The sequence below is a fragment of the Flavobacterium sp. KACC 22758 genome (assembly GCF_028736135.1).
GTDB lineage: Bacteria > Bacteroidota > Bacteroidia > Flavobacteriales > Flavobacteriaceae > Flavobacterium > Flavobacterium johnsoniae.
The window spans coordinates 4,616,992-4,631,706 of sequence record NZ_CP117878.1 but is presented as its reverse complement, the minus strand read 5'-3'; the positions used below and the strand labels follow the sequence as shown (position 1 = coordinate 4,631,706).

Annotated in this window: 17 protein-coding genes and 1 riboswitch; of the genes, 6 read left to right on the top strand and 11 right to left on the bottom strand. The window is 33.7% G+C overall.

The features are described from left to right. Positions 1-9 precede the first annotated feature (9 nt). The 8 genes from PQ462_RS19500 to PQ462_RS19465 form a co-directional block, all read right to left on the bottom strand. Complete coding sequence (locus PQ462_RS19500) at positions 10-1,077, bottom strand: YncE family protein (RefSeq protein ID WP_274251241.1); 1,068 nt, start codon at positions 1,075-1,077, stop codon at positions 10-12. Between the two features lie 5 nt (positions 1,078-1,082). After that, positions 1,083-2,942 (bottom strand): TonB-dependent receptor plug domain-containing protein, encoded by a 1,860-nt coding sequence (locus PQ462_RS19495; protein ID WP_274251240.1) that lies wholly within the window; start codon positions 2,940-2,942, stop codon positions 1,083-1,085. Between the two features lie 27 nt (positions 2,943-2,969). Further along, positions 2,970-3,172: riboswitch (cobalamin riboswitch) on the bottom strand. Positions 3,173-3,241: 69 nt separating this feature from the next. After that, complete coding sequence (gene cobC, locus PQ462_RS19490) at positions 3,242-3,775, bottom strand: alpha-ribazole phosphatase (RefSeq protein WP_274251239.1); 534 nt, start codon at positions 3,773-3,775, stop codon at positions 3,242-3,244. Beyond that, positions 3,760-4,545, bottom strand: coding sequence for an adenosylcobinamide-GDP ribazoletransferase (locus PQ462_RS19485; RefSeq protein ID WP_274251238.1), 786 nt, complete (start codon positions 4,543-4,545; stop codon positions 3,760-3,762). The genes cobC and PQ462_RS19485 overlap by 16 nt, the downstream gene beginning before the upstream one ends. A 210-nt stretch (positions 4,546-4,755) precedes the next feature. After that, positions 4,756-5,187, bottom strand: a complete 432-nt coding sequence (tnpA, locus tag PQ462_RS19480; protein WP_274251237.1) for an IS200/IS605 family transposase — start codon at positions 5,185-5,187, stop codon at positions 4,756-4,758. Between the two features lie 67 nt (positions 5,188-5,254). Next, a complete protein-coding gene (gene cobT, locus PQ462_RS19475) occupies positions 5,255-6,934 on the bottom strand; it encodes a nicotinate-nucleotide--dimethylbenzimidazole phosphoribosyltransferase (RefSeq protein ID WP_274251236.1) in 1,680 nt (559 codons plus the stop codon). A gap of 151 nt (positions 6,935-7,085) precedes the next feature. Next, positions 7,086-7,595 (bottom strand): bifunctional adenosylcobinamide kinase/adenosylcobinamide-phosphate guanylyltransferase, encoded by a 510-nt coding sequence (cobU, locus tag PQ462_RS19470; protein ID WP_274251235.1) that lies wholly within the window; start codon positions 7,593-7,595, stop codon positions 7,086-7,088. Between the two features lie 85 nt (positions 7,596-7,680). Next, entirely contained in the window at positions 7,681-8,043 is a 363-nt protein-coding gene (locus PQ462_RS19465; RefSeq protein ID WP_011921602.1) for a DUF5522 domain-containing protein, read from the bottom strand. A 95-nt stretch (positions 8,044-8,138) separates the two neighbouring features. Here PQ462_RS19465 and PQ462_RS19460 point away from each other — a divergent pair, with 95 nt between their 5' ends. The 4 genes from PQ462_RS19460 to PQ462_RS19445 all read left to right on the top strand — a co-directional run bounded on the left by PQ462_RS19460 (position 8,139) and on the right by PQ462_RS19445 (position 11,667). After that, on the top strand, positions 8,139-9,281 hold the full coding sequence (locus tag PQ462_RS19460; protein WP_274251234.1) for an ABC transporter substrate-binding protein: 1,143 nt from the start codon (positions 8,139-8,141) through the stop codon (positions 9,279-9,281). A 1-nt stretch (position 9,282) separates the two neighbouring features. Beyond that, positions 9,283-10,311 (top strand): FecCD family ABC transporter permease, encoded by a 1,029-nt coding sequence (locus tag PQ462_RS19455; protein ID WP_443135205.1) that lies wholly within the window; start codon positions 9,283-9,285, stop codon positions 10,309-10,311. 74 nt (positions 10,312-10,385) lie between these two features. Then, positions 10,386-10,799 carry a GxxExxY protein gene (locus PQ462_RS19450; RefSeq protein ID WP_274251233.1) on the top strand — a complete coding sequence of 138 codons (414 nt, stop codon included), beginning with the start codon at positions 10,386-10,388 and terminating at the stop codon, positions 10,797-10,799. A 91-nt stretch (positions 10,800-10,890) separates the two neighbouring features. Further along, positions 10,891-11,667 carry an ABC transporter ATP-binding protein gene (locus PQ462_RS19445; protein WP_274251232.1) on the top strand — a complete coding sequence of 259 codons (777 nt, stop codon included), beginning with the start codon at positions 10,891-10,893 and terminating at the stop codon, positions 11,665-11,667. A gap of 32 nt (positions 11,668-11,699) precedes the next feature. On the opposite strand, the gene PQ462_RS19440 is transcribed toward PQ462_RS19445, so the two are convergent. The 3 genes from PQ462_RS19440 to PQ462_RS19430 form a co-directional block, all read right to left on the bottom strand. Next, entirely contained in the window at positions 11,700-12,158 is a 459-nt protein-coding gene (locus PQ462_RS19440) for a tRNA (cytidine(34)-2'-O)-methyltransferase (RefSeq protein ID WP_121360274.1), read from the bottom strand. Positions 12,159-12,180: 22 nt separating this feature from the next. Next, on the bottom strand, positions 12,181-12,753 hold the full coding sequence (locus PQ462_RS19435) for a pseudouridine synthase (RefSeq protein ID WP_274251231.1): 573 nt from the start codon (positions 12,751-12,753) through the stop codon (positions 12,181-12,183). Between the two features lie 61 nt (positions 12,754-12,814). Continuing rightward, positions 12,815-13,021 (bottom strand): hypothetical protein, encoded by a 207-nt coding sequence (locus PQ462_RS19430; RefSeq protein WP_274251230.1) that lies wholly within the window; start codon positions 13,019-13,021, stop codon positions 12,815-12,817. Positions 13,022-13,175: 154 nt separating this feature from the next. Here PQ462_RS19430 and PQ462_RS19425 point away from each other — a divergent pair, with 154 nt between their 5' ends. Together PQ462_RS19425 and PQ462_RS19420 are read left to right on the top strand one after the other, a co-directional pair. Continuing rightward, the gene (locus tag PQ462_RS19425; RefSeq protein WP_274251229.1) at positions 13,176-13,550 is read left to right on the top strand and encodes a hypothetical protein; all 375 of its coding nucleotides are present in this window, start codon (positions 13,176-13,178) and stop codon (positions 13,548-13,550) included. A 150-nt stretch (positions 13,551-13,700) separates the two neighbouring features. Beyond that, positions 13,701-14,453: an SDR family NAD(P)-dependent oxidoreductase gene (locus tag PQ462_RS19420; protein ID WP_274251228.1), complete on the top strand. Its 753-nt coding sequence runs from the start codon at positions 13,701-13,703 to the stop codon at positions 14,451-14,453. The last annotated feature ends 262 nt before the right edge of the window (positions 14,454-14,715 follow it).

Sequence of the window (14,715 nt, the reverse complement as noted above, 5' to 3'; positions counted from 1 at the left end):
AAAAATGAATTAATCGTTAAAGTAAAAACCATTTGGAGATATTCCTACTGTAAATGATTTGTTTTTTGTTCCTGTAAGTGAATAAATGTATGCTTCTCCAGGATCTTGGTTGTTTATAGCATCGGCTGCATAAATTTTATTGTCTTCGACTGCAAAACCGTAAAGATTTGTAACATCAGCAGCTTTAAATAACGCTGTTGCTGGTAAAGATGTCGCATTAGCGGCCATAGAATAAATATTGTTTCCAATAGTATAATATACTTTGCTGTCTTCGATATCTAAGAATCCCGGATGTGTTATACCTGTAAAATCTAATGTTGATGATACAGTATTAGTACTTAAATTCACTTTTACAATTTTTCCCGCAGTTTCAACATCTGCATAGAATGGTTTTCCGTTACATAAAATATATAAAGTTCCGTTGTCTTTTACTAAGTCGCTTGGAACATCTCCCACTACAAAATTTGTAACAACCGTATTTGTAGCAGAGTTGATAACTGTTAATGAATTTCCTTGTCCCCAGCCGCCTTTGTGTGCTACATAAAGTTTACCATCATTTTCGATGATTTTTTCCGGACCTTCAACTACTGAAATTGAAGAAGTAACTGTATTAGTAGTAAGATCTAAAACTGCTACATAATCATCAGCAGGATCGCTTCCTTCACCCCAGTTTGTTACATATCCTTTTCCGTTTGCAAATGCAATAAATCTTGGATTGTTTAAATTAGCTGTAACGGTAGCAATGCTTTTAAAAGTGTATCTGTTAACCACTTCAATTTTATTTGATCCGTTTACCACTATATAAGCTGCATCATCTTTAAAACCAATAAATAAAGGAGTATCTCCAGTAATTTTACCAGGATTAACTAAAGAAAAAACATTGTTTTCGATACTCAAATCATCTGATAAATAAGAAATAGTTCCGTTGGTTTTTCCAAAATTACCTTCATTAACAATAAAAATTCCATTCTCATAATCGCCGCGCGGCTCATCGTTATTGTCATCATCGTTGCTGCAAGACACAAAAAATGCCGAACTTATAAGCACAGTTAAAAATAGTTTGTTAAATTTTTTCATGAAATTTAAAAATTAAGGTTTATGTATATAGTATAATTTCTACCCGGCATTTGTCTGTTTGTTACGGGTTGATAATTTTCGTTCCACAGGTTTAAAACCTGAAATCCAATTTTGTAACTGTTTTTTGCTCCAAAATCATAATCGACACCAATATTCCCAACATCATAATCTTTAATTCTTGATGCACGATTATTAAAAGGAGTAGTGTAAACTTCTCCATTATAGAGGTATTGAAAGTAAGAAGACAGCTTTTTCCAGTTGTAAGCCACAGAGCCTGTTAATTTATGATAAGGAACATAAATTAACTGTTTGTAGATTAATTCGTTTTTAATTAGCTGCCGGCTTTCTGAAACTGTATAAGCGTACGTGCCGTTGATTGTGAAATTATTTTGCCCAAATTTTGGTTTCCATTCTACAAGAACTTCTGCCCCATAGGCTCTCACTTTATCTGTGTTTTCAGGCGTCCATATATCACCGCCTCCTTCAGCCGGAACCCAGCGCAGTAAATCTTTAATAGAATTATAATAAGCAGTGATCGATAAAGTAAAGTTTTTTCTAAAGAATTCATTGCCAATTTCTGCCTGATAAGAGGTTTCGGGTTTTAAATTAGGATTACCGCTTCCTTCCCAAAACAAATCATTATAGGTAGGCATTCTAAAATTCTTTGAAGCATTGAATTTCAAACGGTAAAAACTGGTGAAATCATATTTTGTTCCAAATGAAAAAAGAAAAGGATTACCGTAGTTGTCTGTAATTTCCTGACGAATGCTGGCGTTATAATCCCATTTTTCAGTTAACAAATGATGCAAAAGCAGACTGGCTGTACCGACTTCTCTTTTTACATTATCAATACTCGAACCGTATCCTTTGTTTCGGCTGTAGTCTACAATTGAGTTTAATTTGATTTTATCATTTACATCAAAAGCTAAATCGTATTTTATGATAGAAGTTTCAACTTTTCCGTAAGTAAAATTATTGGAGGTAATACTTGGAAAATATTTATAAGATTCGCCAATATGTGCAGCTCGGAGTTTAGATGTAAAACGCCCCAGCTGACTTTCCCATTCTAATAAATTACGAGTATTAAAATCGTTGTATTTTGTTTTTGAGGCATTTGGTGATGTTAAAGAAAAGTGACGTTCTGAATCGTAAAACTGGCTGTAAGCTTTTAAAGTATTATTAGCATTGATTTTATAACCAAAAGTAGTATTCATACTTGTGTTATAATATTGGCCATTAATGTTTCTTTCGTCTGAATTGCCAGGATATTTAAAATCATTATCAGAACTGTTTCTTGAAATACTGACCTGTAAGCTGTATTTATCTGATGAAACTATAGTGCGGTAATTTGCGCTGTATGTATTGTAACTTCCAGCGCTGAAAAAAACATGATTAGAAAATTCGTTTTTAAAAAGTAAATCATTGTTAAGGTGAATGCTTCCGCCAATAGCGCTGCTTCCGTACAAAACACTTCCACCTCCGGCTTTTACTGTTATAGAATTAAAATCTCTCGTTCCAATAGTATTAAAATCGGCCTGACCTAAAAATTGTGAATTTATATTTATACCATTCCAGATAACAGCGGTCTGTGCGCCTGTTGTTCCTCTAAAAGATGGGGCAGAAGTCATTCCGAGTCCATTTTCTTTGAAATAAATAACAGTATTAAAATTTAAAAGAGAGGTTAAAGAAGGCTGGTTTCTGTCGAGAATTGAATCGTTTAAAACCTGAACAGACTGTGAAGTAGAGTATTTCTTAAGATTAGCATCAGAAACTACAACTTCTTTTAATTTAATAGAATCGCTCTGCGCCCATATAAATTGGCACAACATCAAAAGAAAAAAAGCAAAACGTATTCTTAAAGTCATAATTTCTACACTCTTTTTCCCGAGAGCTCGATATTTGTTACAAAGGCAGGTCTCCTGGCTTGCGTCTTGTTGTTTACCTTCCCATTCGCGGTAGCGAGCAGTGGTTTTGCAGTTTACAACAATCATTCTTTTTTAGAACTAAGCTTACAGTTGCGGGTACAGCTCAAGATTTTACTTGATTCCCTTTTTAATGTGCTAATCAAAACACAACCTTAATTTTGTGCAAATATAAAGTTAAAAATACTGATAATTCAAATATGTGTTGTTTTTATAATCAAATAATCAAACAAATAGCCAGATTATAGTTCAATTCTTATGACTTCCCCAAAATCAACTTTGTTTTGAAAAGCCTCTTTTAAAGGCAGTGAAGTTTGATGGCACAAAATGCTTCGTATGATACCCGCATGAGCTACAATAATTACAGGGTGTTTAAGGTCTGAAATCTGCTCAGCTAAAAAGCTGCCAACTCTTGAATGTAATTCTGTAAATGATTCTCCATTTGAAACGGGAATATTTACAAAATCTTCCATCCAAGGATTTAACTCTTCTGGCGGAATCTCATCCCAGGGTTTTAATTCCCAGTCACCAAAATTCATTTCTTTTAAGCGGTCATCTTCCTGATAAGAAATAGCGTTTGTATTTTTTTGAATATGTTTTGCCAGAATAGAACAACGTTTTAACGGGCTTGAAAAAATTAGAGCTTGAGATGGCAATTCAGATATAATTCTATCAAATATTTCGGCAAAAGGCGCAGCAATATCAACATCCGATTGTCCGTAGCAAATTCCTTTTTCGCAGATCGTTTCGGTGTGACGAACTAGATAAATTTCCATATGAAAAGAATACTTAAATAATATACAACTTCACAAACCTGCTGTGTGGCGCCAAGACAATCGCCTGTGTAGCCGTCAATCCATTTTTGAAAATAGCGAGCCAGAAAATATCGGGTAATAAAAACCGGAATTACTACTAAAAGAGTTTTATAATTGAAATAGGAGAGTGCTAATAACGGAATTAATCCGAAGAAAGATGAACCCAAAACTTCTCTCCAGCTGTGGTTTTTTGCTATTGGTTTACTTTTACTCGAAGCATCATCGCGAGAATATTCATGTGTAAAAATAATACTTATCGCTGCTAAACGACTTAAAGAATGTGCAGAAATAAATAAAAGGAAAACCAGAAAAATGCTGTGAGTAAAAAGTGAAATGGATTCTGAAAGCAGTTTAAATTTTACCAGAAAAAGCAAAACCAAACCAATTGCTCCATAAGCACCAATGGCGCTGTCTTTCATAATTGTGAGGATTTTTTCTTTAGTCCATCCTCCGCCAAATCCGTCGCAGACATCTGCAAATCCGTCTTCGTGAAAAGCACCGGTAGTTAAAACCGAAATAATAATTGAAAAAATCACTGCTGTTTCTGTTGAAAGAAATAATGAGAAAAGATAAAAAGCCAGAAATGAAATTGTGCCTACTATCCAGCCAATAAAAGGGAAATATCGTGTGGCTTTATTTAAATAATCAGGATTATGATCGATGTTTTTTGGACATGGAATTCTGGTGTAGAACATTAAACAAGTAAAAAAAATATGTAGTTCTTTTTTCATTTAGATTATGATTGTTTGGCTAAAGCCCTTTTTACAGGCACTTATTTTGTTCCAACATCTAAAGATGTTGTCAATTGATTTTATTTATTGCCAATACTCTTTTTGACGGTAGAATATTCAAAAAATAAAAACTAATGTATAAAATTAATTGCCTCCAGATTTATCTGGAGGTAAAAAAGAATTAGCATTTTCTGGGCTTTAGCCAAATTTCTAAGGATGCTTAAAACCAAATTTCGTTATAAATTCATCATATTCTTCTTGAAATGTTTTCTTTTTATGATGATTCTCTTGATTTTTAATATAATTTCTAACCTTGTCAACTACAGATTCTGATACTGATACTGCAAAATATTCATCCTGCCATTCAAATTTTTCTTTAGTTAATTGATTTTTATTAATCCAATATGAAGATTCACCTTTTAATAATTGTATTGTTTTCTGAATGGTTTGATTATTTCCCAACGAAATTAAACAATGACAATGATCAGAATAACCACTAATATATTCAAGATATATTTCTTTTTTTAATGCATTTTCCTTTATATGATACCAAACTTTTTGGCGAAGATCAGTCGAATTTAAAAATGGGAATCTATTTTTTGTACTCCAAACACAATGAATATAAACTTTAGTAAAAGGCATGCATATTTTTTAAAATAATTTCAACTTATTAATTCAAAGGTATAAACTCTGAATTAAAAATAGAAAGTTATTTCTTACTTATTCCCGCGCTTTCAAAACTAGCCATTTCATTCAAAAAAGCTTCTGCCGATTTTAAAATAGGAAAAGCAACTGCACAGCCGGTTCCTTCTCCCAGACGCAGATCTAAATTTAAAATGGGTTTTGCTTCAAGATATTCCAGCAGTTTTAAATGTGCTTTTTCGGCAGAACAATGACAAAAAATGGCATTTTTTTTTAGGTTGGGATTTATTTTAAAAGCAATTAAAAAAGCCACACTGCAAATAAAACCATCAACAAGAATCAGCATTTTGTTCTCAAAAGCTGTCAACATGCCGCCTGCCATCTGCATAATTTCAAAACCTCCAAAATAAGCAAGTTGTTGTTTTAATTCGGCTTCACCAGAATAATTTTCCATTGCTTTTTTTAGAATATTTTGTTTTTCGAGCAGTTTTTGGTTGTTAATTCCCGTTCCTTTTCCAACGCATTCTTCGATAGGGAAACCCATTAAAAGACTCATTAAGACAGAAGCTGTAGAAGTATTTCCAATTCCCATTTCACCAAAACCAATACAGTTAGAACCCGTTTTGGCTATATTTTCTACAATAGATTTTCCTTTTTCAAAACACAATTGAAGTTCAGTTTTGCTCATTGCCGAAGCGTGAAGAAAAGATTGTGTGCCTTTGGCTATTTTGGCATTAATTAATTTAGCATTTGTTGGAAAATCATAATTTACGCCCGAATCTACAATCGATAATTCGATATTATTCTGCTTGCAGAAAACATTTATTGCAGCACCGCCATCCAGAAAATTATTCACCATTTGGCGCGTTACATCTTGCGGATAATCACTTACGCCATGATTGGCAATTCCGTGATCTGCTGCAAAAACAACAACATTAGGGTTTATAATTTTCGGATTTAAAGTTTCAAAAACAGATGCCATTTGAAAAGCCAAAGTTTCTAATGTCCCAAGTGAACCAAGAGGTTTGGTTTTTGAATCTATTTTTTCTTGTAAAAGTGCAGCGAAATCAGTTTTAGGATCTGCTTTGTTTTCTTTTTTTAAATCGAAATCTGAAATATTGATTTGATGAATTTCATTGATTTCTTTGCAATCTGCAGTTTCAGATTTTTGTTTCCAGTGTAATTGCTGTAACATGGGCTGATTGCCGTAATTTGTGGCAGGTTTTCCAATGCAGAAATAACCAAGCGGTTCTATATTTTCGGGTAAATCAAGAATTTTTTTAAACTGGAAATAATTTAAAATTGAAACCCAGCCCATTCCGTAACCTTGTTCTGTTAGTGAAAGCCAAATATTCTGCGCAGCACAAACTGAACTGAACTTCACAGCCTCATTACTGCCAATGGTTCCAATCGTAAACTGATTTAAAACCGAGCGATCGTAAGCAATAATAAGTCCAATTGGCGCTTCTTCTATAGCTTCGAGTTTTAGCGATTTGTAAAGTTCTTTCTGTTTCGGATTATCAGTAAGCTCTTCTGCTTTTTTATTATAATCTAAAAATAGATTCTTGATCGCACTTTTAACAGCATCCGATTTAATGATATAATAACGTGTCGCATCGGTCAGTCCAACAGATGGCGCCCAATGTCCGGCCTGTAAAGCTTTTTGAATGACTTCATCAGGAACCTCATCGGTAGTAAAATGGCGGGTGTCGCGGCGTGATTTTAATATATCGTCTAAATGGCTCATAATTTTTCAATTTCAAAAATCAATATCAATAACAAAATTCAATATCAATTTTACTCTTTATGTAAAGATACTCCGCGATATTGGAATTTGGAATTTAAAAGTTTAGAATTTGTTTATTGGTTTTTGCAATTGAAATTGATTTTTGCGATGGTTAACCTTTTATCTTAACCGGAATTCCGGAAACCATTAAAACTACCTCATCTGCTTTTGAAGCCAGAAACTGATTCATCCAGCCTTGCAGTTCTGTAAATTTTCTGCCAATTTCGGTAGCAGCGTGAACACCCATTCCAATTTCGTTGGTCACAATAATCAACGTTGCATTTTCTTGATTTGCTATCGATAGAAATTCTTTTTTTGCTTCTTCTAAACTTGATTCAACATTATTTTTATTGTCTACGAAGAAATTGGTAAGCCAAAGCGTTACACAGTCAATTAAAGCGACTTTATCTGAAAAATCAATTTCGCTGACATATTTTTCTTTTTCAATATTTGTCCAGCGTTCGTCTCTTTCCTGTTGATGACGATTGATTCGGTTTTGAAAATCTGAATCCCATTTTCTGGCCGTTGCCACATACATAGGATAATCAGAAAGCTGTAATGCCAGATTTTGTGCATAAGTGCTCTTTCCTGATCGTTCGCCGCCGGTAATTAGGTAAATCATTTTTGTTTTAGTTATGAGTTATGAATTATAAGTTATGAGTTTTGTTATGCGAAGTTTTAAACTTGTAACTCAACACTCATAATTTTTAATAAGGGCAATGCCTGCAATTGTTTCCACAGCAAGTACCGCGTTTTAGATGATACCAGGTTTTAAAAACCATGTTGCCATTTTCAATATAATAGTCAATTCCCTCAATTAGTTTAGTTGTTTGGGGTAAAGATATGGCTTTATTTTTAAGGGCATTTTTAGGAGTAATAGTCTCGATATAAGCATCGATTTTGTCTTCACAGGCTTCTTTAAAGCAAACAGGACATAAACAGTCCGCTCCTTCAGAAAGATTGAAAATAGGTGGGTAGTCATTACACCAGCATTTACTTTCAACCGAAATATCTCCACAGCTGAATTCTGATTCGCAGCTTGAGCAAATTTTAATTTTTGTGGTATTCATAAATGTAAAGATACAATTTGTTGTTTTTGTAAGAATAAAGGTAAGTAAAAAAAATATAAAATGCTTTACCTTTGTTCCTTTCGAAAACGTAAAATATGAGACATTTATTCCCTAAATTGATTTTTATTTCTTCTTTTTTTATCCTCTTCGGATGTAAGAAGAACGAAACGAGCGAAGTAGCAAAAACAGATGCTGCAAAAAACAGTATCGAATATGCATCTGGACTTTCGATCGTAAAATATGACGATTATTCAGTAGTTACGGTTTCAAATCCCTGGCCTAATGCGAATAAGGACTTCAAATATGTTTTAAAAGAAAAAGAAGCAAAAGTTCCGGATAGTTTACAGGCTTATACTGCAATTCAGGTTCCGTTAGAATCTGTTGTAGTAACTTCAACCACTAATATTCCTTTTTTAGAAATGCTGGAAGTAGAAAACAAGCTCGTTGGTTTTCCGCATACTGATTATATTTCGTCTGAAAAAACCAGAGCTTTAATTGATAAAGGTTCTGTGAAAAACGTTGGACAGAATGAAAAGTTAAATATTGAACAGTTAATAGAATTATCGCCAGATTTAATTGTGACTTTTGGTGTTGATAATAACAACCCAATGCTTGATAACTTAAAGAAAAGCGGATTGAATATTTTAATTCAGGGCGACTGGATGGAACAGTCTCCACTTGGAAAAGCAGAGTGGATCAAACTTTATGGAGCTTTGTTTGGTAAAGAAGAAAAAGCAAAAGAATTGTTTGATAAAATTGTTCAGAGTTACGAGCAGGCAAAAAAACTGGCAGCAGAAAAAGCAGTAAACTCTACCGTTTTATACGGATCTATGTATGAAGATGTTTGGTACGTTGCCAAAGGAAACAGCTGGGTTGCTGAGTTTATGAAAGATGCTCATGCTAATTATTTATGGGCAGATTTAAAAGGAACAGGAAGTGAAGGTTTATCTTTTGAAAAAGTTCTGGATAAAGCAAAAACGGCGAATATATGGATTGCTTCGGGCTCGTTTAAAAGTCTGGATGAACTGCAAAAGGCAAATCCGCATTATGGAGAATTTGATGCTTTTAAAAATAAAAATGTATATAGTTTTGAAGGAAAACTGGGAGCGACAGGAGGAACGGTTTATTATGAATTAGCGCCAAGTCGTCCGGATTTAGTTTTAAAAGATTATATCAAAATTTTTCACCCTGATTTACTGCCAAGCTACGAATTTACTTTTGCATCAAAACTGAATTAAATTGGCAGACAAAAAACGAAATACCATTTTATTTGTCATCTTGGCGTTAGGACTTTTGCTGATGTTTTTTGCGAGCATTAGTTTAGGATCCGTTACGATTCCGTTAAAAGATGTTTTTTCAAGTTTAACCGGCGGACATGCAGCAAAATCGACTTGGGAATACATCATTATAAATTATCGCCTGCCAAAAGCGATTACCGCAGTTTTGGTTGGAACTGGATTGTCGATCAGCGGACTTTTAATGCAGACGCTTTTTAGAAATCCGCTTGCTGGACCTTATGTTTTAGGATTGAGTTCCGGGGCAAGTTTAGGTGTTGCTTTTGTTATTTTAGGCGCTGGGTTTCTGCCTTCGTTTTTAAGTATAATTGCTTTATCGTCATACGGAATTGTAATTGCGTCGACATTTGGAAGTACATTGGTTTTATTATTGGTCTTAGTAGTTTCTCAAAGACTGCGCGACACAATGGCAATTTTAATTGTGGGATTAATGTTTGGAAGTTTTACAACTGCAATTGTAAGTGTTCTAACGTATTTTAGTACGGCAGAACAATTGCAGAAGTTTACATTTTGGTCAATGGGAAGCTTGGGAAATCTTTCGTGGTCAACAATTGGAATTTTGACTTTTTGTGTTGGAATTGGCCTGCTTTTAAGTGCTAAAAGTATCAAGCCTTTAAATGCTTTACTTTTAGGAGAAAACTATGCAAAAAGCATGGGATTAAATTTTAATCAGGCGAGATTGATTATCATATTTGCAACCAGTATTTTATCTGGAGCGATTACGGCTTTTGCCGGGCCAATTGCTTTTATTGGTTTAGCTGTGCCGCATATTGCAAAACTGACTTTTCAAACGAGTAATCATACTATTTTGTTTTGGAGCACTTTATTTTTTGGATCAATTATAATGTTGTTTTGTGATATTGTTTCGCAAATGCCAGGATTTGATGTAACGCTTCCAATAAATGCCATAACGTCTATAATTGGTGCGCCGGTTGTAATTTGGCTTTTAGTACGGAAAAGAAATTTTCAGTAAAAACCTACAAATAATTTGTATCTTTAATTTTTTAAACACATAGAAACATAGTTTTTATTTCAATTAAAGAATTAATGATTACTCAAAAATATTTAGATGAATTAACTTATGAAGTTTTGGGTGCTTCAATAGAAGTCCATAAAATAATTGGTAAAGGATTGCTGGAAAATGTTTATCATCAATGTTTGAAAGAAGAACTCTCACAAAGAAAATTAAATTTTTTCACAGAGCTGAGAGTTCCAATAATATATAAGGATAAGGAATTAGCTACAGATTTTCGATGTGATTTGTTTGTTGAAAATTGTTTAGTAGTAGAATTAAAAACAGTTTCCGAAATAAATTCGATTCACCAAGCTCAACTGTTGACCTACATGAAACTTTTAAAAGCACCAAAAGGGATTATAATTAATTTTAATTGTTTTAATATTTTTAAAGAAGGACAAAAAACACTTGTAAATGAATATTTCAGATTGCTGCCAAAACTTTAATCTCAGCTATGTTTGATTTACAAGTAAATCTTAAATTCCTTCTAATAAGACAAAGAAACCTATGTTTCTATGTGTTTAAATGAAAAATGCGATGAGGAATATTCTATCAGCTTCAAACTTAACTATTGGATATAAATCCAAGAAAGCAACTGTGACTATTGCTGAGAATTTGAATTTAAATTTGAAGTCAGGAAAACTGATCTCTTTAATTGGTGCAAATGGAATTGGGAAATCGACTTTACTGCGAACGATTACCGGAATTCAGCATCCGTTATCAGGAAATGTTTATTTGAATGATACAGCTGTTTCTGCTTATAAACCTTTGGATTTAGCGCAGAATTTAAGTTTGGTTTTAACCGAAAAACTGCCGCCGAGTAATCTTTCGGTTTTCGAATTAGTGGCACTTGGCAGACAGCCTTATACCAATTGGGTTGGAACTTTGACCCAAGTTGATATCGAAAAAGTTCAGGAAGCAATGGAGTTGACACAAGTAGAACATCTTTCTCATAAAAAACATTACGAAATAAGCGACGGACAATTACAAAAGGTTTTAATAGCTCGCGCTTTGGCACAAGATACACCGCTCATTATTCTGGACGAACCAACAACACATTTAGATTTACTGCACAAAGTTTCATTATTTAAATTGCTGAAGAAACTAACTCAGGAAACTCAAAAATGTATTTTATTTTCTACACACGATATTGATCTGGCAATTCAATTAAGCGACGAAATGATCGTCATGACTCCTGAAAATGTTGTGCAGGACGAACCTTGTAATTTAATTTCAAACGGAAGTTTTGCAGCTTTGTTCAAAGATGAACATATAATTTTTGATGCCGAAAAAGGAAAGTTTATCGTAACTTAATTTCTCGATTAACCAGTTAAACAAATAAACGATTAAACCTTTTTAAGTCCAATCTGTCTTTTAGCTTCACCAACTACAAAAGCAACTGAATTTGCAATATTAAAAGAGCGAATCAGCGGTGACATTGGGATTGTTAAATGATTTTCAAATCGAGCCATAAATGCTGCACTCAAACCAACGCTTTCTTTTCCAAAAACCAGCCAGTCGCCATCCTGAAATTCATTTTCTAAATATGATTTTTCAGAATGTGAACTCATCAAAAATACTCTGGAGTGATCTGGAATTTGCTGGATCCATTCTTCAACATTCTGATATTCGGTTACATCAAGATGCACCCAATAATCCAAACCCGAACGTTTAAGGTTTTTATCATTAATTACAAATCCGAAAGGATGAATTAAATGAAGCCGGCTTTCTGTACCTACGCACAATCTTCCAATATTTCCGGTATTGTTTGGTATTTCTGGTTCTACAAGAACTACGTTTAGCATTATCGTTTATTTGTTAATTCGTTTAATCGTTTATTTGGAAATCGTTTACTTCTAAAACGTCTCCTGCTTTTAAGTTTTGCAAATATACGTTTCCTATTCGAACACGAACGAGACGTAAAGTAGGAAAACCAACTGCAGCGGTCATTTTTCGAACCTGGCGGAACTTTCCTTCGTTTACAGTAATAGAAGCCCAGGAAGTAGGACCGTGACGCTCGTCTCTGATTTTTTTGGCTCTTGGTCCAAAATCAGGAATTTCGGTTACAGTAAAAGCAGTGCAGGGTTTTGTTTTGTATTTGCCGCCTTCAAAACCAATTTCTACTCCTTTTTGTAGTTGTTCGATGGCTTCTGGCGTAATTATACCGTCGACCTGAACATAATATTCTTTATCAACTTTTTTGCTTCTTATCTGCTCGCTTACTTTTCCATCAGTTGTCAGCAAAAGCAAACCTTCAGAATCTTCATCTAATCTTCCAATTGCCATTGTTCCTTCGGGAAAATCGTGCAGTTCGCCCAAAAGCTTTTTCTTTCTCTTCAGTTCATAAATAAATTGACTCAAATAGCCGTAAGGTTTAAAAAGAATGAAGTGTCGATGCATGTTTTAATTTTTTGCAAAGATAGTGTTGTTCTGCAAGTATTAAAGTAAATCAGGTAATCGATTATTCGTTTTTTGTCTTCATTTTTTTCAGCCATTCATATACAAACCAGATTGCTGTAATTGCGAATATAACCAGAAGTATGGTATAATAACTTTCGAAAAAATCATGAAAACAGCTTCCAATAAAAATATAGGCAGAAGCCATACACAGTTTTATTAAAATAAATTCGGCATTAGACCAGCTGGTTTTGATTTTAAAAAAGTTCATTGGTTTTAGGGTTTAAAGGTTTGATAAAGAGAAGGGTTATAAGATTTTAATTAAAGTTATGAAATTGCTTTATAAACTAAAAGCAATGTTAAACCATTTCCTTTTAAAATTTAGAATTCGTAATATTAATATAGAAACTCAAAATAATAAGGATATGGAAACTAATAATTTAGGCTCTAAAAAGATAAATGGAGCGCAAAAAGATATAGATGAAACGAAAGGAAAAAATATTTCACATGACGGAAAAGCTGATGATGCCAATTTGAAAAAAGAGGTAGTAACAGATGCTGAAGGAAATAAAGAAGTTGTGAAAAGAGCCCGAAATGAGAACGAAGATATTCAAAAAGTCAAAGATGATGTAAATCCGAATAACCCAAACGCAAACCGAGGTGTTTCATCTGATGATGAAGCTGAAAAAACGGTAGAGAATAAAGACCGTAATTCTGATATTACACCAAATCGTTATCCAAACTCGCATCCGGATAATCATAAAGATAGGGGAAATATGAAATTAGATGAAGATAATTAAATAAGAAAAAATGATCAGATTTACGTGATTTTAATGTGAAATAACATTTGATTGTGATAAAGTCTTAATCTTGTTTTAAACTCGGTTTTTCTCATGGTCGGCACATGATATCTTCGTAAATTTAAAATACAATTTATAAATATATAAAAAATGGCACTTTTAGAAAATAAAGTAGCTTTTGTATCTGGAGGCGGTTCAGGAATTGGACGCGCAGTAGCAGAAGCCTACGCTCGAGAAGGAGCAAAAGTTGTAGTTTCGGATATTAATGTTGAACACGGGGAAGAAACCGTACAAGTTATAAAAGCCAGCGGCGGAGAAGCTTTTTTTGTAAAAGGAGATTCGTCGAGTGCAAGTGATAATAAACACATGGTTGAGGTGACTGTTTCAAAATACGGCCGATTGGATATTGCCTGTAACAATGCCGGAATGGGCGGTCCTGCAAAACCAACCGGAGAATACGAACCCGAAGCCTGGGATCGTGTAATTGCACTTAATTTAAGCGGTGTGTTTTATGCTTGTCGTTATCAGCTTGAGCAAATGGAAAAAAATGGCGGCGGAAGCATTGTTAACATAGCTTCTATTCACGGTCAGGTAGCGGCACCATTAAGTCCGGCTTATACGGCTTCGAAACATGGAGTAGTAGGTTTAACTAAAAATATTGCGGCAGAATATGCTCAGAAAAAAATTCGATGCAATGCTGTAGGTCCGGGTTATATAGAAACGGCACTGCTAAAAGATAATTTAAATAATGATGCCATGAATGCCGTTGCCGCAAAAGCGCCAATGAACCGTTTAGGAACTGCAGAAGAAATTGCCGAACTGGTAACTTTTTTAAGTTCTGAAAAATCGTCTTTCACAACAGGAAGCTATATTATTGCCGACGGTGGTTATACCGCAGTTTAATTTCTGTACTAAATAATTTACGAAAAGCTGTCTCTTTTGAGGCAGCTTTTTTTGTTGTAGAAAGCGATATTTATATAAATAAAAAGTTTTTTCTTGTTAAATATAAATATTGTATGTAAAAAACTACTATAACAGAAAAAGCTTAGAAAACGCATTATACTTGAGAATAATGAAAATTAAAAGCTAAAAATCTGATTTTTTATGACATATGTTTATAAATTACCTTACAATAACTTTATGGTTTTACAATATTCTCTTAACT

What these genes read in the sequence shown, in the direction of transcription:
- PQ462_RS19500 (WP_274251241.1), bottom strand. Translation starts at nt 1,077, where the DNA reads ATGAAAAAATTTAACAAACTATTTTTAACTGTGCTTATAAGTTCGGCA.
- PQ462_RS19495 (WP_274251240.1), bottom strand. Translation starts at nt 2,942, where the DNA reads ATGACTTTAAGAATACGTTTTGCTTTTTTTCTTTTGATGTTGTGCCAA.
- cobC (WP_274251239.1), bottom strand. Translation starts at nt 3,775, where the DNA reads ATGGAAATTTATCTAGTTCGTCACACCGAAACGATCTGCGAAAAAGGA.
- PQ462_RS19485 (WP_274251238.1), bottom strand. Translation starts at nt 4,545, where the DNA reads ATGAAAAAAGAACTACATATTTTTTTTACTTGTTTAATGTTCTACACC.
- tnpA (WP_274251237.1), bottom strand. Translation starts at nt 5,187, where the DNA reads ATGCCTTTTACTAAAGTTTATATTCATTGTGTTTGGAGTACAAAAAAT.
- cobT (WP_274251236.1), bottom strand. Translation starts at nt 6,934, where the DNA reads ATGAGCCATTTAGACGATATATTAAAATCACGCCGCGACACCCGCCAT.
- cobU (WP_274251235.1), bottom strand. Translation starts at nt 7,595, where the DNA reads ATGATTTACCTAATTACCGGCGGCGAACGATCAGGAAAGAGCACTTAT.
- PQ462_RS19465 (WP_011921602.1), bottom strand. Translation starts at nt 8,043, where the DNA reads ATGAATACCACAAAAATTAAAATTTGCTCAAGCTGCGAATCAGAATTC.
- PQ462_RS19460 (WP_274251234.1), top strand. Translation starts at nt 8,139, where the DNA reads ATGAGACATTTATTCCCTAAATTGATTTTTATTTCTTCTTTTTTTATC.
- PQ462_RS19450 (WP_274251233.1), top strand. Translation starts at nt 10,386, where the DNA reads ATGATTACTCAAAAATATTTAGATGAATTAACTTATGAAGTTTTGGGT.
- PQ462_RS19445 (WP_274251232.1), top strand. Translation starts at nt 10,891, where the DNA reads ATGAGGAATATTCTATCAGCTTCAAACTTAACTATTGGATATAAATCC.
- PQ462_RS19440 (WP_121360274.1), bottom strand. Translation starts at nt 12,158, where the DNA reads ATGCTAAACGTAGTTCTTGTAGAACCAGAAATACCAAACAATACCGGA.
- PQ462_RS19435 (WP_274251231.1), bottom strand. Translation starts at nt 12,753, where the DNA reads ATGCATCGACACTTCATTCTTTTTAAACCTTACGGCTATTTGAGTCAA.
- PQ462_RS19430 (WP_274251230.1), bottom strand. Translation starts at nt 13,021, where the DNA reads ATGAACTTTTTTAAAATCAAAACCAGCTGGTCTAATGCCGAATTTATT.
- PQ462_RS19425 (WP_274251229.1), top strand. Translation starts at nt 13,176, where the DNA reads ATGGAAACTAATAATTTAGGCTCTAAAAAGATAAATGGAGCGCAAAAA.
- PQ462_RS19420 (WP_274251228.1), top strand. Translation starts at nt 13,701, where the DNA reads ATGGCACTTTTAGAAAATAAAGTAGCTTTTGTATCTGGAGGCGGTTCA.